The 24561-nt window shown below is 48.3% G+C and carries 20 protein-coding genes; 15 read left to right on the plus strand and 5 right to left on the minus strand.

Features of this window, described 5'->3' with window-relative positions:
• Positions 1–430 precede the first annotated feature (430 nt).
• A complete protein-coding gene (locus BGX14_RS10235) occupies positions 431–1414 on the plus strand; it encodes a diaminopimelate dehydrogenase (protein WP_095879838.1) in 984 nt (327 codons plus the stop codon).
• On the plus strand, positions 1414–1848 hold the full coding sequence (locus BGX14_RS10240; protein ID WP_073305221.1) for a dUTP diphosphatase: 435 nt from the start codon (positions 1414–1416) through the stop codon (positions 1846–1848). The genes BGX14_RS10235 and BGX14_RS10240 overlap by 1 nt, the downstream gene beginning before the upstream one ends.
• Before the next feature lie 83 nt (positions 1849–1931).
• Here the strand turns inward: BGX14_RS10240 and BGX14_RS10245 are convergent, their stop codons facing one another.
• On the minus strand, positions 1932–4160 hold the full coding sequence (locus tag BGX14_RS10245; protein ID WP_095879839.1) for an ATP-dependent RecD-like DNA helicase: 2229 nt from the start codon (positions 4158–4160) through the stop codon (positions 1932–1934).
• A 546-nt stretch (positions 4161–4706) separates the two neighbouring features.
• On the opposite strand from BGX14_RS10245, the gene BGX14_RS10255 reads away from it, so the two are divergent.
• The 12 genes from BGX14_RS10255 (at position 4707) to polA (ending at position 19294) form a co-directional block, all read left to right on the plus strand.
• Entirely contained in the window at positions 4707–5723 is a 1017-nt protein-coding gene (locus tag BGX14_RS10255) for an ABC transporter permease subunit (protein ID WP_073305215.1), read from the plus strand.
• Between the two features lie 7 nt (positions 5724–5730).
• Positions 5731–6768, plus strand: coding sequence for an ABC transporter permease subunit (locus BGX14_RS10260; protein ID WP_095879840.1), 1038 nt, complete (start codon positions 5731–5733; stop codon positions 6766–6768).
• Positions 6761–7555: an ABC transporter ATP-binding protein gene (locus tag BGX14_RS10265; protein WP_158223294.1), complete on the plus strand. Its 795-nt coding sequence runs from the start codon at positions 6761–6763 to the stop codon at positions 7553–7555. Before BGX14_RS10260 ends, BGX14_RS10265 begins: the two co-directional genes overlap by 8 nt.
• 15 nt (positions 7556–7570) lie before the next feature.
• On the plus strand, positions 7571–8074 hold the full coding sequence (locus tag BGX14_RS10270; RefSeq protein WP_095879841.1) for a low molecular weight protein-tyrosine-phosphatase: 504 nt from the start codon (positions 7571–7573) through the stop codon (positions 8072–8074).
• Positions 8075–8188: 114 nt separating this feature from the next.
• A complete protein-coding gene (locus BGX14_RS10275; RefSeq protein ID WP_369833026.1) occupies positions 8189–9511 on the plus strand; it encodes a chloride channel protein in 1323 nt (440 codons plus the stop codon).
• A gap of 616 nt (positions 9512–10127) precedes the next feature.
• Positions 10128–10373, plus strand: a complete 246-nt coding sequence (locus BGX14_RS10280) for a hypothetical protein (protein WP_143394217.1) — start codon at positions 10128–10130, stop codon at positions 10371–10373.
• Entirely contained in the window at positions 10361–12880 is a 2520-nt protein-coding gene (locus BGX14_RS10285; protein ID WP_095879842.1) for a sialidase family protein, read from the plus strand. Before BGX14_RS10280 ends, BGX14_RS10285 begins: the two co-directional genes overlap by 13 nt.
• 158 nt (positions 12881–13038) lie before the next feature.
• Entirely contained in the window at positions 13039–13557 is a 519-nt protein-coding gene (locus BGX14_RS10290; RefSeq protein WP_073305203.1) for a hypothetical protein, read from the plus strand.
• A 12-nt stretch (positions 13558–13569) separates the two neighbouring features.
• Positions 13570–14763, plus strand: a complete 1194-nt coding sequence (gene purT, locus BGX14_RS10295) for a formate-dependent phosphoribosylglycinamide formyltransferase (RefSeq protein WP_095879843.1) — start codon at positions 13570–13572, stop codon at positions 14761–14763.
• An 89-nt stretch (positions 14764–14852) separates the two neighbouring features.
• A complete protein-coding gene (locus tag BGX14_RS10300) occupies positions 14853–16523 on the plus strand; it encodes an HD domain-containing phosphohydrolase (RefSeq protein ID WP_233126576.1) in 1671 nt (556 codons plus the stop codon).
• Positions 16524–16526: 3 nt separating this feature from the next.
• Positions 16527–17087: a hypothetical protein gene (locus BGX14_RS16155; protein WP_233126515.1), complete on the plus strand. Its 561-nt coding sequence runs from the start codon at positions 16527–16529 to the stop codon at positions 17085–17087.
• Complete coding sequence (polA, locus tag BGX14_RS10305; RefSeq protein WP_233126516.1) at positions 17087–19294, plus strand: DNA polymerase I; 2208 nt, start codon at positions 17087–17089, stop codon at positions 19292–19294. Before BGX14_RS16155 ends, polA begins: the two co-directional genes overlap by 1 nt.
• Here polA and BGX14_RS10310 read toward each other — a convergent pair.
• The gene (locus BGX14_RS10310; protein WP_095879845.1) at positions 19291–19569 is read right to left on the minus strand and encodes a GIY-YIG nuclease family protein; all 279 of its coding nucleotides are present in this window, start codon (positions 19567–19569) and stop codon (positions 19291–19293) included. The two genes, polA and BGX14_RS10310, sit on opposite strands and share 4 nt — an antisense overlap.
• Positions 19570–19585: 16 nt before the next feature.
• Complete coding sequence (locus BGX14_RS10315) at positions 19586–20374, minus strand: hypothetical protein (RefSeq protein WP_095879846.1); 789 nt, start codon at positions 20372–20374, stop codon at positions 19586–19588.
• Between the two features lie 95 nt (positions 20375–20469).
• Between BGX14_RS10315 and BGX14_RS10320 the strand changes: the two genes are divergently transcribed.
• Positions 20470–21534, plus strand: coding sequence for an IS5 family transposase (locus BGX14_RS10320; RefSeq protein WP_095879174.1), 1065 nt, complete (start codon positions 20470–20472; stop codon positions 21532–21534).
• Positions 21535–21650: 116 nt separating this feature from the next.
• Here the strand turns inward: BGX14_RS10320 and BGX14_RS10325 are convergent, their stop codons facing one another.
• Both BGX14_RS10325 and BGX14_RS10330 read right to left on the minus strand, forming a co-directional pair.
• The gene (locus BGX14_RS10325; RefSeq protein WP_095879847.1) at positions 21651–23567 is read right to left on the minus strand and encodes a hypothetical protein; all 1917 of its coding nucleotides are present in this window, start codon (positions 23565–23567) and stop codon (positions 21651–21653) included.
• Positions 23568–23854: 287 nt separating this feature from the next.
• Complete coding sequence (locus BGX14_RS10330; RefSeq protein WP_095879848.1) at positions 23855–24382, minus strand: FISUMP domain-containing protein; 528 nt, start codon at positions 24380–24382, stop codon at positions 23855–23857.
• Positions 24383–24561: the final 179 nt, after the last annotated feature.

The following is a 24561-nucleotide window of genomic DNA, read 5'->3' on the forward strand; positions in this document are numbered from 1 at the left end:
TCGCGACCCGCGAGAAGAAATTCATCTTGTGAAAAGAAATTCTCGTTTTGAAAAAAAATATTTGAGGGTATTTGGAGGAATTTTGTATATAATTTCCAAAAATGGTAGAATGGGTCTCCAAAAGTTTTGGGAATCGCTCGCTAAATGGATGGAAAAACGGAGAAAGTTTTTGGCGGCAAGATAGGATGAAATTGGACGCTTGGGCGTGTTGCGCTGATGGTTGTCTGTCCCAAAGAATTTTGATTTTCAGAGCGTCTTTTTGATGTGGGGTTTTCCAAATTCTTTTCAAAATTTGTAAATTAAGCGGGCTTCAAAACAAGGCTGCTTCTAAAAATGGCTTGAATGAAGAGAAGTCGAATGGACTGCCGGTAAAACGGTCGCTATCGATTTTTTGAATATGAATTTTTAGAAGAGGCCATAAAGGATTTTTATGATTCGAATTGGAATTCTTGGTTATGGTAATCTTGGACGCGGCGTGGAATGCGCTCTCCAGAAATCTTCGGACATGAATCTCGTTGCGGTGTTCACCCGTCGGGATCCGGCTTCGCTAAAGCTTTTGACGGCAGGTGTTCCGGTTGTGGGGATTCAAAACGTTCTGGATTGGAAAGACAAAATCGACGTGATGATTCTCTGCGGCGGAAGCGCTACGGATTTGCCGATGCAGACTCCGGAATTTGCCAAGCATTTTAACGTGATCGATAGTTTTGACACGCACGCTAAAATCCCTTCGCATTTTGCGGCTGTCGATTCGGCGGCAAAAGCCGGGAACAAAGTCGCCATCATTTCGGTCGGCTGGGATCCGGGGCTTTTTTCTTTGAGTCGGGTTTATGCGGATTCGATTCTGCCGAACGGAGAAACTTACACGTTCTGGGGTAAGGGCGTTTCGCAGGGACATTCCGATGCCGTCCGCCGGATTCGCGGTGTGAAAAACGCCAAGCAATATACGATCCCCATTGAGAGTGCGCTGGAAGCGGTTCGTTCGGGAAAGGCTCCGAAACTTTCGACTCGGGAAAAGCACTTGCGGGAAGTGTTCGTCGTTTTGGAAGCGGGCGCAAACGCTGCCGAAGTGGAAAGAGAAATTAAGACCATGCCGAACTATTTTGCGGATTACGACACGGTTGTCCATTTTATTGACGAAGATGAATTTGTAAAAAATCATTCGGGAATGGCTCATGGTGGCTTTGTGATTCGTTCGGGGAAAACGGGTCTGCAAGACGAATTTTCCAATGTGATTGAATACAGCCTGAAGCTCGATTCAAATCCGGCGTTTACCGCTTCGGTTTTGGTCGCTTACGCCCGAGCCGCCGTAAAATTTGAACAGGCGAGTTCGTTCGGTTGCAAAACGGTTCTGGATGTGCCGCCCGCTTACCTTTCGTGCAAAAGCGATGCGGACTTGCGCAAGGAACTTCTCTAATGGAACAGGTCATTCAAATTCAGTATTTGGACGATTCGATTCCGCGTTTGGAATATATCGGCGGTAAATCGGACTGGATTGATTTGCGCGCAGCGGAAACCGTTTCTTTGAAAAAAGGGGAGTTCCGCTTGATTCATCTGGGGGTCGCAATGAAGCTGCCCGCAGGTTATGAAGCGCATATCGCACCGCGCAGTTCCACGTTCAAAAACTGGAAAATTTTGCAGGCGAATTCCGTGGGCGTCGTCGATTCCAGTTACTGCGGCAAAGAGGACTGGTGGAAGTTCCCGGCTTACGCGACGGAAGATGTCGTTATCGAAAAGGGCAGCCGTATCGCCCAATTCCGCATTATGGAAAATCAGCCCAAAATCCATTTTGAAGAGAGCACCCTGGAAGATAAAAACCGCGGCGGCTTTGGCAGTACAGGAATTAAATAGGACCTTGCTCTTTCAAAAAAGCGGTTGCATCAGAGGCTAGAGACTGTGATTCGTGGTCTCTAGCCACGATTCTCTCACTGGATTTATTCGTTTAAAAACGAAAGGAATTTATTGTAAGGTCCCGGCGTTTTGGCGTCGGGATCTTTTTCGTCTTCGAGGTCGCTGGAGACCAGCTCGCACAAGCGCGTATAGCGGAGTTGCATCCGGTTATTGCGAATGGCTTCTTCAAAAGCGCCGTTCCCTGAAAGAATCCAAACGTGTCCTTTGGCGCGGGTGATTCCCGTGTAAAGCAGATTTCTTTGCAGCATCCATGGCGTGTCGGCGTTCAGTACAAGAACGATGGCGGGGTATTCGCTTCCTTGGCTTTTGTGGATGGTGCAGGCGTAGGCGAGCGAAAGCTCTTCCAGTTCGTCGGATTCGTAGCAGACGAGATGCCCGTCAAAATCTACGGTGATTTTGTCTTTGCTTTTTTCTTGGGCGATGATTTTCCCGATGTCCCCGTTGAAAACGTTTTTCTCGTAATTGTTTTTCATTTGCATCACCCGGTCGTTCCTTTTCCAGAGAACGCCGTGCGAAGTGAATCCGTCCGAAGAATCGTTGAGAAGATTTTGCAGACAGCTGTTTAAAGAAATCGTGCCGAGGGGACCTTTATGCACAGGAACCAGAATCTGCAAATCTTTGCAGGCGTTTTTGAAAATCGACGGGATCTTTTCGGTGACGAGTTCTTTTAATGCGAGCAGGGCTTCTTCGGGTTCGGTAAAGGTTCGGTAGTGAAAATTGTTGCCTTCTGTCGGCGACGGCTTTTTCCCTTGGTTGATGATGGCCGCTTTTTCGGCGATGTCGTTTCCTCCGGTCTGACGAAAAATATGGTGAAGCCGGATATTGGGAATTTGCGAAATTTGCAAAAGGTCTCGCAGAACGTTTCCCGGGCCGATACTGGGCAGCTGATCCTTGTCGCCGATCAATATAAGGCGCGTCTGTTCCGGGATGGCTTTCATCAGTCCTGCGCAAAGCCAGGTATCGACCATGCTAAATTCATCGACGATGACGATTCCCGTCGCAAGCGGAAAATTCTCGTTTCGCAAAAACCGCCGAGTCTCGGGATTGATTTCGAGCAAGCGGTGCAAAGTCTTGGCTTCGTGGCCGGTCACTTCTTGCATTCTTTTGGCGGCACGGCCCGTGGGCGCGGCAAGGGCGACGTCCACTTCGTTCGCATCGGCAAGAGCCAAAATGCCTTTAAGAAGGGTGGTCTTTCCTGTTCCCGGTCCGCCCGTGATAATGAAAATGCGGCTTTGATATGCCTGGATGATCCCCGCTTTTTGTATGGGATCGTATGCAAATCCCTGCTCTTTTTCTAAATCGGTAAGCAGTTCTTCCAGTTTTTGAAAATTGTCGGAATCGGATTCGTGCGAAGTCATGCGCTTACGAATAAATTCGGCCACAAAAAATTCGGCGCGGGCTAGATTGGGAATCGCTATCTGGTCGTTGTCCTCGTTCAGTTTGCGCTCTTTGAAAAGCTGTTCTAGCGCATAAGCCAGATTGTCGAAAGCTTCTTGCGAGTCCATTTGTAGGCGCAGTTCTCTGGCTGCGTTTTTCAGCAGAACTTCGCGGGGCAAGTAAGTGTGCCCTTCTTCGGAAGAGGCTTTGAATATGGCAAAGCAGATTCCCGCTTCCAGGCGTCTTTCGTCCCAATCGGGGATGCCCACTTTTTTGGCGATGGCGTCGGCTTTGGTAAATCCAATCCCCCAGACTTCTTCGCAGAGCAGGTAGGGATTTTGCGAAATGATTTGGACGGTACTTTGACCGTATTGCCTCCACAGCCTTAAAGCGACGCTTCCCGTGATACCGTGCCCGTAAAGAAACAGCATCGTTTCCCGGCTTTCCCGCATTTGCCGCCAGTCTTCCAAAAACTTGGTGACCTTTTTCCCAGAGAATCCTTTGATTTTCTTTTTGGCCAGCGCATCACCGTCGCCGTCAAGGATGTGCACCAAATCGTTTCCGAAAGTATCGACAAGGCGTTTGGCAGTCGCTTCCCCGATTCCTTTGAAAAGCCCCCCGGACAGATAGGCAACAAGCCCGGCTCCGCTTTCGGGGACAAAAGCCTCGCTCTTTGTGCAAATGAACTGCCTTCCGTATTTCGGGTGCATTTTCCAGTCGCCTTCCATCCGCAGCGATTCGCCAATGGAAAGATCGGGAAAGGAACCCGTGACGGTGACAGGGCGCGCTTCGCTTTCTACCAAGAATTTAAGGACCGAAAATCCGTTTTCCGAATTGCGAAAGGTAATGGTTTTAAGCGTGCCTTCGATTTGCATAGGGGAAAGGTAGCAAAAAGAGAAATGGGAATTATATACGAACTTCTACAAAATACTCGCGCTGAAAAATTTTTCAAAGGGGAGCTCAGTTCTTAGTTCTCAGTTCCAACTCTCAACTCTCAACTCTCAACTCTCAACACCCCCGCTCCTTGGAGAAGCGAAGCTGATTTTGCTTTTAAAACAAAAACAAAAGGGAAAACCGGAAGGCATCCCTTTTACTATTCCGCAAGTCTTCGGAAAGAGTCAGCTGATACTAGCGAATCTTCTTCTTCTGACGATCACGACGACGACGTTTTTTACGTTTGTGGGTCGCAATCTTCTTACGCTTTCTTTTCTTTCCGCAAGGCATATCCTTATCTCCAAAAAGGGTTAAATTTCTGTTTGTCGAAAGCAAAAAGAGAAAATTTTTGTCCTTTTGTCAAGGGGGCGTGAAAATGGAGACCGAATAACGCAAAATTTGCGTAGAAATGCAAAAAATGATTTTGAGGGCGCAAAAAGCGTGAAAAATCCAAAGAAAAGCGGGAAAAAGTTAAATTTCCCTTATCCATGAAAGCCTACATTATCCGCCGATTGCTGCTTATGATTCCCACGGTTTTGGGAATTACGGTCGTCTGCTTTGCCTTGGTGCAGTTGATTCCGGGCGGTCCCGTCGAGGAAATGATTGCCAAGGTGCAGTCCGCGGCGGCAGCTCATGGGGGAGTTTCGGCGTCCAAGGCGATTTCTCCCGAACAGATAGCGCAGATTCAGAGCTATTTCGGTTTTGACAAGCCGGCCTGGGAGCGTTATCTGGACTGGCTGTGGAATGTCGTCCATCTGGATTTGGGAACTTCGTATTCCTACGGAATCCCGGTGTGGGATGTCATCGCTTCCCGCTTTCCTGTTTCGCTGGCCTTTGGAATCACTTCGTTTTTTTTGAGCTATCTCGTGTGCATTCCTCTGGGGCTTGCCAAAGCGGTCCGGAACCATTCCCTGTTTGACAAGGCTTCTTCGGCGGTGATTTTTTCGGGCTATGTGATGCCCGGTTATGCGCTTGGCATTCTCCTTATCATCTTTTTGGCGGGCGGCTCTTTTTTGGATATTTTCCCGCTGGGCGGCATCGTGTCCGAAGATTTTGAAGAACTCTCCTTTTGGGGAAAAGCTGGAGATGTTCTGATGCACTGGACGCTCCCGATGTTTTGCTATATGATCGGCGAGTTCGCCTTTTTGACTTTTTTAATGAAGAACAGCGTACTCGAAGAATTGGGCAAGGACTATATGCGAACGGCGATGGCGAAGGGACTTTCTTTTCGCGAAGCTCTGGTTCGGCACGCCTTGCGAAACGCTTTGATTCCGATTGTCACGCGTCTTTCCGAAATTTTCACCCTTCTTTTTGCGGGAGCCCTTTTAATTGAAAAAGTTTTCGACATCGACGGCATGGGACTTCTTTATTACAATTCCATGGTGAATCGGGATTACAATGTTGTGATGGGCGTGATTTTGCTTTCGAGCGTCCTCACGATGTTCGGTCGTCTTTTCAGCGATATCCTTTACACTTTTGTGGACCCGAGAATCCGATTCGGCTGAGGCGTTTATGTTCAAACTTTCATCCGAAACCCAAAAGAAAATTCTGCTGCTGAAAAAAAACAGGTTGGCTTTTGTTTCGTTTTGGGCACTGGTTGCTCTGTATGCGTTTTCGCTGCTCTCGCCGTGGTTGGTGAACGATGAACCGTTGCTCATGCGCTATGAAGGGAAAACTTATTTCCCAGCCTTTGTCTCTTACGCCGAAACGGAATTCGGGGGAATATACCAGACCGAACCGGATTACCCCAAGTTGATTTCCGAAGCAAAGGAAAACGGAAAAAACGTATGGGCGCTCATGCCCTTGATTGCGCAGGATCCTTTGAAAGCGGATCTTTCGGAAGAAGGGACGCCGCCATTCGCGCCTAGCCACCGGCACTTGCTGGGAACGGATGCGCATGGTCGAGACGTTCTTGCTCGCCTGATTCACGGTTTTCGAATTTGCATGAGTTTCAGTTTGCTCTTGACGTTGCTCGGCACGTTTTTGGGAATCGTCATCGGCGGGATTCAGGGTTATTTGGGCGGCAAGTGGGACATCTTTATGCAGCGGGGGATTGAAATTTGGTCGTCGCTGCCGTTTTTGTATGTGGTCATTTTAATCGGTTCCATTTATGGGCGCAGCTTTGTCTTGCTGATTGCGATTATGGCGGCTTTTAACTGGATATCGCTCAGTTATTATATGCGTGCGGAATATCTGAAGTTGCGTTCGCAACAGTATGTGCGTGCAGCGAAAATGCTGGGAATGGGAAGGTTGCATATTTTTTTCAAAGAGATTTTGCCGAATGCGATGACTCCTGTGATTTCGCTATTTCCTTTTACGTTGATCGGCGGAATTGGCAGCTTGACGTCGCTGGATTTTTTGGGCTTTGGACTGGAACCGCCGACGCCGAGTTGGGGCGAACTGATGAGCGAAGGTTTGAACAATTTGTATGCGCCGTGGATTTCGGTCAGCACGGTGGCGGCTCTTTTTGTGACTCTGCTCTTGACGACTTTTGTCGGCGAAGGAATCCGGGATGTTATGGATCCGAAACGCGGAGACCGTTATGAATGATTTGGCAGAAAACGTGTCGCCGGTGATTTCGGTGCAAAATGTTTCGGTGGCTTTTGGCGGGGAACAGCGGAAACAGGTGACTTTTGACGTTTCGTTTGATATTCGCCCTGGAGAATTTTTTGCGCTGGTCGGCGAATCGGGCAGCGGAAAGAGCGTGACGGCGATGAGCCTTTTGGGACTTTTGCCTCGTCCTTCGGCACAAGTGATTTCGGGATCGGCGATTTTTCACGGCGAAGATTTGCTCCAGATGAAACCGGTGGAATTGCGGAGGATTCGCGGGAAAAAAATCTCGGTGATTTTTCAGGAACCGATGCAGGCACTGGATCCTGTTCGCAAAATCAAAAGCCAACTTTTGGAAGCGATTCCTGAAACGCCCAAAAAGGAAGCGTTGGAAAAAATTCGGGAACTCTTGCGTTCGGCGGGTTTTTCGGATTTGGAACGCGTGCTGAACGGCTACCCCTGCGAAATGAGCGGAGGAATGTTGCAACGGATTTGCATCGTGATGGCTCTGGTCTCGGAACCGGATTTGATTATTGCGGACGAACCGACGACGGCTTTGGACGTGACCGTGCAAGCGGCGGTGCTGAATTTGTTGAAACAAATGGCGAATCAATCGCAAACAGCGGTGCTTTTGATTACGCACAATATGGGACTGGTCGCGCAATACACGGATCGCGTAGCGGTGATGTTCAATGGTCGCATTGTGGAAACGGGAACGAGCCGAAATGTGATTTTGCATCCCCAGGCGGACTATACGAAAAAATTAATCGCGGCGATTCCGCAATAAGCGTGGACGGTAAAAATGGTTCGCATTCTTTTTGTTTGTCATGGAAATATCTGCCGAAGCCCTATGGCGGAATTTGTCATGAAAAAACTAGTGTCAAAAATCCCCGTTGGGAAAAAATATGCGCCTGCTGATTTCGAAATCGCTTCGGCGGCGACAAGCACTGAAGAAATTGGAAATCCCGTATATCCTCCCGCTCGCAGAATTTTGCTCAAAAATGGAATCGATTGCCACGGAAAATTTGCCGTACAAATGACAGCCGAAGATTACTCCTACTATGATTACATCGTTTTGATGGATTTGAATAATCTGCGAAATCTTCGCTGGATTTTGCCCGCTGATATTTATGCGCGAGAAACGGACCCTCAAGTCAAAGGGAAAATTTCTTTGCTGATGGATTGGTGCGGAGAAAATCGGGATGTCGCTGACCCTTGGTACACCGGCGATTTTGAAGAGACGTGGAAAGATGTGAACAAAGGCTGCCACGCGATGCTGGAAAAAATTCTGCAAAATCTGGAATAGGGCGCATCCGAATAAACATTTTTGCCATTTTAAAAGGGAACAAATCCGATGATGAATTTTAACTCCAATAAATACAAGCAGTTTCAGGAAATGTTCGCGGGAATGTCTCCCGAAATGAAAGAGCAGATGATGAAAATGGCAAAGGCGCAGATGAAGTCGCGCCTTGTAGGATTTTGCAAAAAGTGGCTTTCTTTGCCGGCACTCTCGCTTGTTGCGCTTTTGCTGGGAACTTTTATCGGTGCTTTGATGGCGTTTTTCGGTCGAGTCCTTTTGCTTGTTGGAAATTTGCGGGACGCTCATCCGTTGTATTTTATTCCTTTGCTGGCTCTTGTCGGTGTGGGAATCGTGTTTGCTTATAAAAAATGGGGAAAAGGTTCGGAACGCGGCTTGAACCTGGTTTTTGCCGTGGGGCAAGGAAAGGAATCCGGCATTCCGTGGCGAATGATTCCATTTGTCGCCGTTGGCACGTGGATGACGCATTTGTTTGGTGGAAGCGCTGGGCGCGAGGGCGTTGCCATGCAGATGGGTGCGGCTTTGGGCCATGGCGTGGGCAAAAAACTCCCCTTTGAAAATGCGGGACATATTTTGCTTGTCGCGGGAATAGCCGCTGGATTTTCGGGACTTTTCCAGATTCCTTTGGCGGCGACAATTTTTGCGCTGGAAGTTCTGATTGTCGGCTATCTTGATTTGAAATCCCTATTCCCGACGGCGATCGCATCCTTTGCCGCTTGCAAGGTTTCAAATATGCTGGGGCTTCCCAAATTTTCTGTGGATTTGAACGGTTTGTTAGAAAAGAACGGCGGCTTGGATGTGTTTTCTCTTTTTGTTCATGAGGGTTCGCTGGATGTGAATTTCATTTTGAAACTGGCATTGCTCGGAGTACTTTTTGGCATTGTGGGCGGCGGCTTTGCGAAGGTGCTAAAGCTTTCCCGTGCGTTCTTTGCCAAAAAATTTCCGAATGAAATCCGGCGGGTTGCTGTGATGGGTGTCGCGTTGAGTATCCTTTTCCTGTTGCTCTGGCAAGGGCGTTATTCTGGGTTAGGAACAAATCTGATAGACTGGAGCTTTATTGGTGCAAATGGATATGCCGAGGGCATTTATAATTACGATTGGATTTTGAAATTCGTTTTGACGATTTTAACCCTTTCGGCGGGATTTGTCGGCGGAGAAGTGACTCCTTTATTTAGCATCGGTGCGAGTTTTGGCGCGGTCGCTTCTGTCGCATTAGGACTTCCTTTTCCGCTTGCTGCGGCTCTCGGGTATGCTGCGGTTTTTGGAAGCGCTACAAAAACATGGCTCGCTCCGATGTTCATCGGCTGTGAAATTTTTGGTTTTGGCACTCTTCCCGCTTTTTTTGTCGTGTGCATTGTCGCTTACGCCTGCAATGGCGGGCAATCGATTTACAGTCAAAAAAGAATTGAATTGAATTATCGGTAAGAGGCTTCACCAGATGCTCGCCTGCCGAAGGGCAGGGACAACTGATAACTCCGAATTGCCCCGCTAACTTATCGATGCGCTTTGAAACATTCCCTATGCCTGTTTTGGCTCCGTTACATTTGGTGATTCAGACGTGCGTCGGGCTTTGTAATGGTTACATTCGGCGTTTCAGACGTGCGTCGGGCTTTGTAATGGTTACATTCGGCGTTTCAGACGTGCGTCGGGCTTTGTAATGGTTACATTCGGCGTTTCAGACGTGCGTCGGGCTTTGTGATGGTTACATTCGGCGTTTCAGACGTGCGTCGGGCTTTGTGATGGTTACATTCGGCATTTCAGACGTGCGTCGGGCTTTGTGATGGTTACATTCGGCGTTTCAGACGTGCGTCGGGCTTTGTAATGGTTACATTCGGCATTTCAGACGTGCGTCGGGCTTTGTGATGGTTACATTCGGCGTTTCAGACGTGCGTCGGGCTTTGTAATGGTTACATTCGGCATTTCAGACGTGCGTCGGGCTTTGTGATGGTTACATTCGGCGTTTCAGACGTGCGTCGGGCTTTGTAATGGTTACATTCGCTGTCCCAAGCGAAAAACGGATTGCGGTGTGACAATCCTTTGCGTGATTGAAGATGGCTTCGCCGATTTTTTCCTTGCCATGACTTTCGCACCGGTTGGTGTGCTTCAACAACCGGTTGCTGCCCTTCGACAGGCTCAGGGACCGGTTCTCGAAACACAGCAGCCGCTTTTCGAACTAGTCGAAGCACATCAACCACTGACCAAGCAAATCGGCAGGAGTTTTGTATATCCCGCCCTAAAAAGAATATATTTTCTTTCTAAACAAAAGGATTTACCATGCGATTTTTAAAAATATTCACTTCGGTTGTTTTCGGATTCGGAGTTTCCGCGTTTGCTGCGGAATCCTATGATTGGGGCAATGTCCGCTTTGACGGTGGCGGATTTGTGAGCGCGGTGATTTTTCACCCGACCGAGAAAAATGTGCTTTACGCCCGAACCGATGTCGGCGGCATTTACCGTTATAATTTTGATGCCAGCCGCTGGATTCCTTTGATGGACTGGATTTCGGAAAACGACAAGGGATTATACGGAACGGAAGCGTTTGCGCTGGATCCCAAGGATCCGAAACGAATTTACGTCCTTGCGGGAACGGGATATTTTAGCGATGGTAGAACGGCGGTTCTTCGCAGTGAAGACTACGGAACGACTTGGGACACGAGCTATGTGGAAATGCTGGCGCACGGAAACGGTATGGGTCGGCAAACCGGCGAAAAACTTGCCGTCGATCCGAATATGTCGAACATTATTTTGTGCGGTAGCCGAACCAAAGGGCTTTATAAAAGCGAAGATTACGGCAAAACATGGAATCGCATTTATGAAGTCGCTCTTTCCAGTGCCACAGGAAATTCTCTCACTAATGTCAATGGCATTAGCTTTGTCCTTTTTGATGATTCACAAAGCACCCTTGCCGACGGTTCCTCTTCGACGATTTACATCGGCATTTCCCAAACTTCGGACAATTTGCAGGTCAGTCGGGACGGCGGAAAAACTTGGACGGTCGTTTCGGGTGGTCCCGCGAATCTAATGCCGCACCGCGCCAAGCTGGTAGAAGGAAATCTCTATATCACTTATGCCGATGGCCCGGGACCGCATAGCGTCAATAGTGGAGCCGTTTACAAATACAATGTTGCAACAGGAACGTGGACGGATATTACGCCTTCCAACGACGGAGAAAAAGACGCCAGCTCTTACGGCGGCATTGCGATTGATCCGAACGATTCCAAACACATTGTCGTTTCTACGGTCGGCAAGTACACCGGCAGGCATCTTTACGAAAATGGAAAGGATAATTACGGCGACCGCATTTACGTTTCTACGGACGGCGGCACAACGTGGATTCATGGGCAGGATTACAACGCGGGCGTGAATGTCGATGCAAATGGAACCGTCTGGATTCCGGGCAATGCGATTCATTGGGCGGGTTCCCTCGAATTCAACCCTTTTGATTCCAAACAGGTTTGGGTGACCAGTGGAAACGGCATTTTCCAGACGGACGATATTACAGCGGCTGTCCCGCTTTGGAAATTCCAGTCCAAGGGAATTGAAGAAACGGTCCCTCTCGATATCGTGAGCATTCCGAACGGACCGCTGGTTACGGCGATTGGGGATTATGACGGTGCTGTTTATGAAGATGTCGAAAAAAGTTATCCGCGCCACACGCCGACAATCGGAACGACAGAAAGCATGGCGTATGCAGCGGGTTCTGGAACGCTTTTGCGCACCGGAGTGATTACGGTTTACGGGCAATACGAATCCATCAATTACAATGTCATGTATCGCTCTGACGATTTGGGAAAAACTTGGGATTCTGTGGAAACGAATCTCAAAGGTTCCAAAGGCCTGGTTGTTCTTTCTGCGGACGGCAAAGTGATGCTGCATCGCCCCGACCAGAGCGCAACGGTTTACCGCTCCGAAGACAATGGCGTTACGTGGGAATCCGTCAATACGGGCGAGCAGACGCAGTATGCGCGAATTGTTGCAGACCCCGTGGACGCCAATACATTTTATGTTGTCAATTCAATGGGTTCGCTTTATAAATCGACGGACAAAGCCAAAACATTTTTGAAGCAGGATGCCCGTTTGCAAAACGAATCCACGGGCGAATATTATAATGGTGGCGGTCTGATTCGCACGGTCCCCGGAAAGGAAGGACATTTGTGGGTGCCTCTCGACCAGTCTCAAGTTTGGCTTGCCAAAGGGTATTCCGAAAATGGTCTGGCCTATACGGAAGATGGCGGAGCTTCTTGGAATCGCGTTTCTGGAGTGAATACGGCGATTGCCGTGGGAATCGGCAAAGCGAAAGAAGGCGCGGATTACGAGACGATTTTCATTTGGGGCATTGCCGGCGGCGCGGAGAATCCTCTGGGCATTTACCGTTCCACGGATAAAGGGAAAACTTGGGAACGCATCAATGACGATAAACATCAGTTCGGCGGTCCGGGCAACGGCAATTTTGTACAGGGCGACATGAACCATTTTGGTGTGGTCTATATGAGCACTGTTGGACGAGGGCTCGTTGTCGGAGCACCGAAGGGAACGATCCTCCCGATTCCGACAAAGGTAAATCCGAAAACGCTGGCTGCTTCGGTGGAACTTCGCGCGCGGAATTTGTTTGTACAGGCTCCGGCGCAAAGCACTTTATCTCTGCTCGGTGTCAATGGAAAACTGTGCTTGCAGCAATCGGTTTCGGGGAATGCTCAGGTATCGCTCTCCAAAATCCCTGCGGGCAAGTGGATTGTCAAAGTCGTTTCGGAAAACGGTAAAACGCTTTTGACAAAAACGCTGGTGCTTCGGTAGCCGTTAAAATTCTATCCGGGCGTTTTCTCCAGACGATGCCCAGAATTTTTTGCCGGAAGAGTTCATATAGCGAACATTCCGGCTTTTTTATTTGGCCTAAAAGCTGTTCTTGCACAAAGCATTTTTCAAAAGAGAAGATTTATTTTTAAAGTTGTAATATGTATAAATGGCTTTTTGTTTTGGCGATTTTTTGGGCGATTCCGCTTTGGGCGATGGATTCGGAAGAACGATTGACTTTGCAGGAAGAGGAACTGCGGCTGCTTCAAGAGGCTTACGACGGCCAGATCAATCGTGTCATGGGCGATATGAACGAAAAGGATTCTTCTGCGTTTTTTGAAGCGCGGCGAGCGGGCAAGTTTGTCACTTGGAAGGACTTTGAAATCGAAATGCCCGCATTGCAGGCGTTCACGGTTCAAGAGGTCCCTTACGGTTTTTCGGTAAAGAGCAAATGGAATTCCCGTGAAACCGCGACGATTCTTGTCTATACTCGGGACGACGAACTCTATTACAAGGTGACAGTGGGCAAGTCGGCTTCGAATGATTTTGTCCGTATGGTTCATGCGGTTTTTGAATCGGACGGCGAAACGACTTTCCGGGAGGGAACTCCTTGCAATAGTCAGGCCGTTTCTTGCTTGAATGGATACGAAAAAGGCACTTCCGGAAAAAACAAAAAGTAATTGGAGAATAGGATGGCAGAACTAGGAACAATTGGAACTCCTCTCAGCGACAAGGCGACCCGTGTTCTTTTTTGTGGCGCGGGGGAACTCGGTAAAGAGGTAATCATTGAAATGATGCGTTTGGGCGTCGAGACGATTGCTATTGATCGTTATGCCAATGCGCCCGGAATGCAGGTGGCGCATCGCAGCCATGTCGTTAATATGCTGGACGGCTCCGAATTGCGTCGGGTGATAGAACTCGAAAAACCGGACTACATTGTGCCAGAGGTCGAAGCGATTGCTACGCCGACCCTTTTGGAATTGGAAAAGGAAGGTTACAATGTGATTCCGACGGCGATGGCGACTCGCTTGACGATGAATCGCGAAGGCATTCGACGGCTGGCCGCGGAAGAATTGGGCCTTAAGACTTCGCCATATCGTTTTGCGGACAACGAAGCCGATTTCAAAAAAGCGGTGGAAATGGTTGGCATCCCCTGTGTTGTCAAGCCCGTTATGAGTTCTTCGGGGCATGGACAAAGCACCATAAAAACCGAAGCGGATATCGAAAAGGCTTGGGAAATTTCGCAGAGCCAGGGACGTACGGGACAGCCATCCCGGGTGATTGTCGAAGGCTTTGTTCCTTTCGATTATGAAATCACCTTGCTCACGGTGCGTCATGTGGGAGGCACTTCTTTTTTGGAACCCATCGGGCATCATCAGGTCAATGGGGATTATCAGGAATCTTGGCAGCCGCAGCCGATGGCAAAATCCGTTCTGGCTAAAGCGCAGGACATCGCGAAAAAAATTACGGACGCTTTGGGCGGTCGTGGCATTTTCGGCGTGGAAATGTTTGTTTGCGGAGAAGATGTCCTTTTCAGCGAAGTGAGTCCGCGCCCGCATGATACCGGAATGGTCACTTTGATTTCGCAGGATCTTTCGGAATTTGCGCTTCACGCTCGAGCTGTTTTAGGCTTGCCGATCCCGAATATCGCTTTCCGCGGTCCTTCCGCTTCCAAGGCGATCGTTGTGGACGGCGAATCTGATCGGGTTGAATTTGGCAATCTCGCGAAAGTGCTGGAAAATCCAGATACGGGATTGCGCCTGTTTGGAAAACCGCAAGTCGGAGGGCACCGTCGTATGGGCGTTTTATTGGCCCGGGCGAACTCGGTAGAAAAGGCGGTAGAAACGGTAAAAGAAATGCGAGAAAAAATCTCTATCCGTTTATAGAGCATTTTTGACTTTTGCAAAAAGAAAAGCGAATGGACCTCCGTTCGCTTTTTTATTTTTGTATTATGGTGATTTTTTATTTGATTGCGATGTGTGTAATTTCCGCCGTGAACTTGCTTATTTTGTATAGCTTGTTCCCGAAAAAGAGAGAAAACTTTTTTTATTCGTCTGTTTTTCATTTTTTGGCAATCGCGCAATTAGGGCATTTGTTTTTGGCGCTGTCCACCAATGTGGAAGAAGCGATTTTGGCAAATAAAATTGCTTATATCGGAGCGGCATTTTTCCCGATGTTCATTTTCTTGGGAGTCCTTGATGTCTGCCAGATTCGATTGAAACGGAAAACCTATTTGTTGCTGCTGTTGCCCAGCATTTTTGTTTTTACAATGGCTTGCACGACGGGATACAAACCGTGGTTCTATGAAAAGGTCGAATATATCACGACGATGGGCGTTGGCAATTTTGCTGCGGAATATGGGTCGTTTCATGTTTGCTTTAATGTCATGTTTCTCTCTTATATGGCGGCGTGCATGGGCGTTTGGCTTTACGCTTGCATCCGAAAGAAAAACATTCCTATTTATAATTTGGCCTATACATCGCTCATCGGTGTTGTTTGCGGCGAAGCTTTTATCGTTTCTCGTGCGTTGGGAACCGATACGCTGGTAATGCCCGCTTGCTATGTGATTATCGAAGTAATTCTTTTATTTGCCGCGAGCCGTTTCCAACGGTATGATTTGAATTCTTTGATCGTTGAAGAAGTTCAAAAAAATAATTTTTGCGCCTATATTTCCATTACTCCCGATTATCATTATGTGGGAGCGAATGAGTTGGCGTTTCGCTATTTTCCGGAACTTTTGCACCGTCGAATCGATTCCGTCCTTAAAGATTCCAACGAGAGCTTTAAGGCGTTTTTGAATGTGATTCATCGGGCGGTTTCCATGAACCAGAACCTCTCCTATTTTCAAATTGGGGATGATTTTTTCAAATGCCTGGTGCGCTCCGTAAGCTATGGGTATGGCAGCAAGGGATTTTTGCTGCGGATAGAAAAGGACGTGCAGATGCAGCAATACAGTTCGCTTTTGGGGCGTTACAATTCGTCTTTGACCGATTTAAAGGAAAAGAATCTCCAAATTCATTCGATACAAAAGCAGATGTCGCTCGGCCTGGTTTATATGGTGGAATTCCGGGACGGCAGTACGGGTGGACATTTAAAACGCGTCGCCCATGCCGTTCAAATTTTAGTCGGCGTAATCCGGCAAAACGCAAATTGGCAAATTTCTGAAGATTTCTGCAATAATGTCATCCGTTCCGCTCCCATGCACGATGTGGGAAAAATTGCGATCAAAGATTCCATATTGACAAAAATGGGAAAGTTCTTGCCCGAAGAATACGAAGTGATGAAAACCCACGCGGAAATCGGGGCGGCAATTATCAAAAACGTGCTGTCGAATGTGGAATCGGAAGAGATGCAGCGAATCGCCCAGAACATGGCCTTCTTCCATCATGAACGCTGGGATGGCTCGGGTTACCCGAAAGGATTGAAAGGCGAACAGATTCCGCTGGAAGCCCGCATTATGGCGATTGCCGACGTGTATGACGCCTTGGTCAGCGAGCGCAGCTACAAGAAAAAGTTTTCTTTTGCCGAAGCGGATAAAATCATTTTGGAATCCATGGGCACCCAATTCGATCCGAATTTGCAAAAGTGCTATGAAGAATGTCGCCCCAAGCTGGAAGCTTATTATTCCAGCTATAACGAGGAGTAGAAAATGGAAAATCGTCCGAGAAAACTTCTTCTTTTGGATTCGTATGCTCTGGCGTTTCGGATGTTTTATGCCTATGCCAAAAATCCTTTGATCAACAAGAATGGATTGGATGTTTCTTTGGTTCACGGTTACTGGGGGACGGTTTTGCGATTGCTCGCCAAGCACAAGCCGACGCATTTTGCCATTGTCCGCGACGTGAACGCTCCGACTTTTCGCCATGAACTCTATCCAGAATACAAGGCGAATCGAGGTCCCATGCCCGAAGAAATGGCAAGGCAGCTGCCGCTTTTGGAAGAAGCGATTCAGGCCAGCGGTATTCCTGTTCTTTCTGAAAAAGGATTTGAAGCGGACGATGTGATGGCTGCTGCTGCGGAAGTGGCGTATAAAGAGGGCATCGAGCAGATTTTTCTAGTGACAAAGGACAAGGACCTTTCGCAGGTGGTGAACGATAGAATTCATCTTTTCCATTTGGAGAAGGGAGCCGACGGCATTGATTTTGGCCCGGAACAGGTTCAAGAAAAATTCGGAGTCCCCCGGAACAGATTCGCGACTATTTGGCTTTGATGGGCGACAGTTCCGACAATGTCCCCGGTGTCGCAAAAGTCGGCCCGAAAACGGCTGTACAGCTTCTTTTGGAATTTGGAAACATCGACAATCTCTATGAAAATTTGGATAAAGTTTCCAAAAAGGGTTTGCACGACAATCTGGAAAAAGGCAAGGAAAACGCTTTTCTTTCTCGGGAACTTGTCACGATTCAATCGTCCCGAGGGTTTAAAGGAACCTTGGAAGAGTTGGAATTTCACGGCATCGAAAGCGATGCGCTTGCCACCGTTTTCAAGGAAAACGAAATTTTCAGTCTGCTGCGACTTTTAGAAGACGTTCCTTCCAAGGCGGGATTTTCGAGCGAATTGCCCAAGCGAAGTGCCAAGTCTTTTGAAACGGTGATGGTGCGCACGACCAAGACTTTTCAAGAAATGCAGGCGGCGGTGGAATCCTGTGAGTCGCCTTCGATAGCGGTCATGTTTGACGGCGAAAATCAAATGGAGACGGCCATTGTCGGCGTAGCGTTCGCTGTAGAACCGAATCGCGGCTTCTATGTTCCGCTGGGACATACGGACGACATGGGCATTCCGTTGAACAATATCGATACGGAATACTTTGCGGATTGGTTTGTTCCTGTGTTCACGATTGCGTCCAAAAAATGGCGGATGTTTTCGGCCAAGACGACGTTGCACGTGCTTTCTCGGGCGATGGATGAACGCGTGGAACCCGCAGAAATTTTAGATGCGCAAATCGGGGCTTGGATGCTTTCTCCCGGGGAATCCAAATACGAATTGGAAGAACTCTCCATGCGATTTGTCGGCAGGGAACTGGATTCCAAAGAATCTTTAGTCGGGCATGGAAAAAATGAAATCCCGTTTTCTCGCGTATCTGTAGATGAGGGCGGCGAATTTGCGGCAAAGAACGCCGCTGCGATTTATGAACTGTGGGATTTTGTACAAAGTAAACTTGCTGCGGCCAATTTGGAAAAGCACTTCCTTGAAACGGAAATGCCGGTTTTGAAAGTGCTTTTCAACATGGAAGAAAACGGAGCCGCCATCGACTTGAAATCCTTGGAGGAACTTTCTAAAGATTTCGCATCCCGCATTGAAAAAACGGAAAATCTTGTTTACAAGCTTTCGGGAAAACCTTTCAACATCGGTTCCCCCAAGCAACTTTCCGAAGTCCTCTATGACGATTTGAAATTGCGCGTTCTGAAAAAAACGGCGACGGGCCGCAGCACGGATAGCGCCGTTCTCGACCGCCTTCTGAACGAATTCGATTTGAGCGAACAGGAAACCGTTTTGTTGCAGTCGATTTTGCATTTTCGTGAATTGAAAAAATTGCAGAACACTTATGTGGAAGTTCTGCCGACTTTGGTCAATAAGGAAACGCATCGCATTCACACGAATTTTGTCCAATGGGGAACAGCGACCGGTCGCTTGTCCAGCCGGGATCCGAATTTGCAGAACATTCCGATTCGCTCGGAGGAAGGTAAAAAAATCCGCGCAGCTTTTGTCCCGGCGGATCCTGAAAACCAAGTGATTCTTTCTGCGGACTATTCGCAGATTGAACTCCGGATGCTTGCGCATTTGAGCGAAGACGAAAAATTGATTGAAGCGTATAACAGCGGAACGGATATTCATGCGCTGACGGCGGCTGCCGTGTTTGGCAAATCGCCCGAAGAAGTTTCTGCGGACGAACGCCGCCGTGCGAAGGTGGTGAATTTTGGTGTGCTTTATGGAATGACTCCGTTTCGGTTGTCCCGCGATTTGCATATTTCCATGGGCGAAGCAAAATCCTTTATCGACGGCTATTTTCATTTGTACCAAGGCGTCGAAGCTTATATCGAAAAAATCAAGAATTTTGCGCACGAGCATGGCTATGTGGAAACGCTTTCTGGACGCAGACGCGCTATTCTGGGCATCGACTCTTCGGACAGAACGGAATGCCAGATGGCGGAACGCATGGCGGTCAATACGCCTGTTCAAGGAAGTGCCGCCGATCTCATTAAAACGGCGATGATTCGCATCGCATCGCGTATTGAACGGGACGCATTGCCGCTCACGCTGATGCTTCAAGTTCACGATGAATTGGTTTTTGAATGCCCCAAAAATCAGGCGGACGAATTGGGAAAAATCGTGCAGAGCGAAATGCAGCAGGCGATGACCCTCAAAGTGCCTCTCGTCGCTTCGGTCGGCTTTGGCGCCAACTGGCTCGAAGCGCATTAAAAATCGGGCAATTTTCCGTTGGGCAACGCGATGAAGCTTCGCTTTGCTTCTGGAGCGCATTTTTTGATGAAGGCTTCCAAGCGTAAGGCGTCGTGTTTGGATTCCAGTTCAAAAATCTTCAGAATTTTTTGCGGCGGAAATGCCCGCGTAAATTTGGCGCCTTTGCCGGCGCAATGCGCTTCAAAACGTTTTTGCACATCGGTTGCGTAACCGGTATAAATGCGACCTCCTTGACAAAGGAGCATATAAACGTAATGCATATGGTAAAAATTCATTTCTAAAAATTGCCAGTTACCCTTTCAAAAAGCCGTACTCATATACCTTCGGCTGGATTTTTTCGGCCAGCGTTTTCATTTTTTCCCGCAGGTCGGAAATTTTCTCGTTGTAAATTTCGTCGTCGGAAGTGCTGTTCATTTTGCCGTTCTTTTCGCCCTGAAAATATTTGCGGATGTCGTAAAAGGATGCGTCGGGTTTTGCGCTCGGTTGGGCGTGGTAGTATTTCCACAGTTCCAGCGCGGAGTTGTAAACCGCCTTTGCTTCTGAAGAAAGATTTTCCAGAGGGGAAAGCCTTCCCCTCGCTCCAGCCGCGCTTGCGTCTTGCGCTGCCCCTTCTGCGGGGGACACCCCCGCAACGCCCCCGTGCATTGTCGCTCCGTCCGCGCCGCCCTCGTGGGCATAGTCCGCGCCGTCATTGCGAGCCGTAGGCGAAGCAATCTTTACGGCGCACTCGTCCGAAGATTGCTTCGTCGCTTCGCTCCTCGCAATGACGGACTCTTCCCTGAACAGCCCGCCGTCCGCAGCTTTCGCGCGCAGCCTTAAATCGCCGCCTTTCAGGAAGTCGCTCATGAACGTGCTTTTGAACGTCTTTTTGCAACCCACTTGTTCCCGGGTAAAGGGAATCCAGTGGTTTACGCCTTGCGCAGAGGAGATGCGGTTCTGTCCGTGGAAAAGCGCATAGACGAGGCAATCCGTCTGGAATTCAAAATTCGTTTTCCAGCCGTCGCTGGGGAACAGGAACTGGTCGCGGTCGTTGAGCCAGGTTTGTGCAATACAATGACGAACAGTGAAATAAATACACATCGGAATTAAGGCAATCACTAAAAATTCCTAATTTTCCGTATTTACAAACAAACTAACTTTTTCTATATTGAGGGCATAACCAAGAGGATGCCCTTATGGATAACCAGCTCAGCTTCTTTGACCTTACGGACCGTTATTCGCAGCTTTCAAAGAAGGGCGATCCGTTGGAGAGACTTGACGAGGTTATCGACTGGAAAGAATTTGACGACATTCTCGCCTACGTGAAGAAAAAAGGCCGCGAGGCACGCGAGTGCCACAGCAACGCCGGGCGCAAGAGCTTCGGTTCGCGCACGATGCTCAAGGTGCTGGTACTCAAGCATCTCTACAACCTTTCCTTCGAACAGGTGGAATACCAGCTGAAGGACAGACTTTCCTTCATGCGCTTTGTCGGCGTGGGCCTGAACGGTACCGTACCCGACGAGAACACCGTACGCAACTATTTCGAGCAATACAAGGAAACCGGCGCCTGGGACAAGTTGATAAGGACGTTCGACAAGATACTGGAGAAGGCCGGCTACAAGGCCCAGGAAGGCTCCATCGTTGACGCCTCCATCGTGGAGGCCCCGCGCCAGCGCAATACCCCCGAAGAAAACAGGACAATCAAGGAGGGGAATATCCCCGAGGAATGGGAAAAGGTCCCGAACAAACTGAGGCAGAAGGATACCGACGCCCGCTGGGTGCAGAAACGTGGGCAGAACTACTTCGGCTACAAGCTCCACACACTGGTGGACGTGAAGCACAAGTTCGTGAGGAAGGCGATGGTCACCGACGCCAGCGTGCACGACAGCAACGTGTACGGCAAGCTTACCAAGGGCGACAAGAACGACGTGAAGCGAGTCCATGCGGACAGCGGTTATCTGAACAGCAAGGACGCCTTGCCGCAGACTTACGAGGAGGTCGTCTGCGAGAAGGGCTACCGCAACCATCCGCTCACCGATGAACAGAAGAGGAACAACCGGAAGAAGTCGCACATCCGCGCCCGGGTCGAGCATGTTTACGGGTTCATATTCGGAAGCATGGGACTGTTCATACGGACTATCGGCATGGCCAGGGCGAAGGCTACAATCATGGGGAGCGTGTTCGTGTACAACATATCGAGATTCGCCACCCTCGTAAAGGGGCCGAAACGACCACGGGAGAAGTGCGCCCAGCCCGCATAGCGGGCGCCCTCCGGGGCATACTCCGGGCGGAAACGCCCGGGAACCGGAGCCGAAAAGGCCCATCAAACGGCTAAATTACGAATAAATCGACATTAAAATGCCGGAATGACGGCGTTCTATGCTATTTTTAGTGGTTGCCTTAAATTCTTTTTCGTTATTATGAAATAAAAATGCGCCCGTAAATCATTTGGTGTAAGATCTACTGTAAGAAACAGCCCCATATTGTTTTGCATATCTTGTCCATTTACACGGACGTATCCAATAAAATCCCCATCTTTGTCATAATACTGTCTAATCCAATGCAGCATAAATTTGACATTGTTATATGAATAAAAAGAATGCTTGTATAAATAATTTCCATTTGAATCAAAAACGTCTGCAACATATTCTGGCAAAGGTTTTATCTCCGTAGATTTTTCATTTTTTGTATCTGTGTTCCAAATAAAAAAACCGATGGGAAATTGTCCCTTCACATTATCGAAAGTGTTTGCAGGAACTACAAAAAGGCTTTTTAGTTCCGCCCGAAATACAGAGCGAAACTTTGCAAAATTGGGGGCGCAAAGTGCCTTCAATTTTGCAAACTGTGCCAGTTTGCAACATTGAATTTCTGTATAAATGCGAATTAAAAATTCTGCATACACTTCTCTTGCGGCAGTTCCAATTATTTCACTCCATTTATCATAAACTTTATTTTCAAATGAAACTTTACTTTTGTTCTGCCCTGTATCAGAAATTTGTCTTTTATTTCCCGCTTCCGCATAGGGCGGATTTATATAAATCACCAGCTTTTTCCGCTTTTCCGCGTCGTGCAAAATCTCTTGCAATTCTTCCGGGCATTTGGAAAACTCGTCGTTCAGAAAATCAAATTGGAACACGTGGTTTTCTGCCATGCGCCAGCCGTTGGCTATGCGGTCGGTCATCACGTCCACGTCCTGTTTGTCCAGGGTGCTTGCCCACACCCGGTCGTAGTTGGCAAGTCCGTTCAAAAGGTTGCCCGTGCCCGCGCAGCAGTCCCAAATGTAATAGTCGTCCTGCCAGGTTTCGCCGAGGACTTGGGCCAAATACGCCTGGGATTTTTCCACCCAGATTTGGGGAGTAAAAAAGCTGCCTTTCCGCTCCCGAATGTCCTGGGGCACCAGCAAATCCCGCCGCGCAATGATGTAGTCCCAGTATTCTTCCTTGGGCGGCCTCTCGTAAACATTCCAGAATTCCTTGTAGGCTTTTTGCTTGTCGGTAAAGCCAACGCTTTTCGTCGTTAAGAATCCGTCCTCGTCCAGCTTTTTCGCCAGTTCATACTTCGTGTTTTTCAACACCACGTAGAGCGAATCCTTGAGCGACTCGCCGTCCTTGGAAAGCAAATCCGCCAAGAAAAAGTCGGCGGCGATAATCCCGCTCTTGTTGGATTTTTCCCAGTCCACGGCAATGGAGGGCTTCACCTTTTCCGACCATTTCTGGAACACGAAAGTGAAATTGTTCTTGGTGACGGCGATTTTTTCCGAAACGTCCTTGTCGGTTTTAAAATTCAGCCGGATAAACTCTCTGAACTCCTCCTTTTGATTTTCGTAACGGAACAGGATGGAATTTTCTTCCAGGGAATTTTTGCAGAGAGTATAAAGCTGCTTGAATTCCTTCGTGTCGTGATTGGAGGGAGTGACAGTCCAGTTGAAGTCGTTCTGAAAAAAGATTTCTTGAATCTGGTGGTATTCGATGAAGGCGAATTTTTCTGCATCGAACGCGCCGATGTATTTGGGCGGCAGGTATTTTTCAAAGGTCCTTTCTTTGCCAATCGTCAGGATGAGCTGCACAAAACTTTCGTAAATGTCGTGATTCGTTCCCTGCTTTGCTTCTGCCCACAGGATGGATTTCAAACCGTCATTGTCGATGGAATCGAAAAGCGATCGGGAGCCGCCCTTGGTCAGGTGCTTGGCAATGACAAAGTCGATGTTTCCCAGCTGGGTGTATTTGTAATCCGAAAACCAGTCTCCATAGACGGCACTTTTCAGCGGTTCTTCTTTTAATTTTTTGTAATTCATGGCTTTTCCAAAGGAAGGGATTTCTCTTTGGAAGTATAGAAAAGTTGGGAATTGGGGTGCGAATTTTCGTTGCTTCCCGAGCGGCAGAATTTGGAAATGGACTTTGCGATTTTTGCGGAAGGCATTCTGATGAATGATATGGTTGGTCCGAACTGGTGCGAATGATTTTTGGCGCAAACAATACGAGAGCGGGGAATTTGTGAAAATAAAAAAGTTCAGCGTCGATGTTTTCAAACGCTGAACTCTTCAATTTCAAGGAAAGTTTAAACGGCTTTCAATGGCTTCGCTTATTTCTTGATGCAGCGAACGGATGCGGAAATGTTTTTGTTGAAATGCTCGTAAGAAACCTTGTCGGTTACGCGCACAAGCGTTGCGCGGGAATCGTCGTAGGAATCGCTGGTCCAAAAACTTCCGCTTTCGTTTAAGTCCACGAATTTGCCGTCGTAATAGCGGAATCCCGTTTTACTGTTTTGCAAAGCGTTGGCGTCTAATGCTTCGAAGTCGGATTGAGAGGGCAACTTCCATCCTTCGGGGCAAATTTTTTGTGCGGTTTCAAAGGGATACAGGCTGCCGTATAGCTGGCAATTTTTAGCGGAGTCGTTATAGCAGTGGCTGGAGCCGGTCAGCGACAAGCGGGCGAGATTTTCCATCAGCCAGATATTGTTTCCCACTTTTGCGGTCTTGTAAATTTTTTCCACGCAGACGAGTTCACCCCCTTCTTCATTGTAAGTGCAGGAGTTCGATTTTTCGCAAGCGCAAAAAAGGATGGCGGTGATGGCGGCAAAGCCGAGAGTCAGAATTTTATAGAATCTCATATTTTCTCCGATGCGTTTTGATGTAGCCAAAATTAAATCCTCGGGGAAAATTTGACTAATACTATTCAAGTATTGAACTTATTGTTTAAAATGATGAATTGAAATGGGGCAAGTCTAAACTGTGTTTAGCGCCCTTCGACAGACTCAGGGACCGTTTGTCGAAGCAATCGTCAAAGCCA

It is taken from the genome of Fibrobacter sp. UWS1, assembly GCF_002300445.1.
GTDB classification, from domain to species: Bacteria; Fibrobacterota; Fibrobacteria; order Fibrobacterales; family Fibrobacteraceae; genus Hallerella; species Hallerella intestinalis.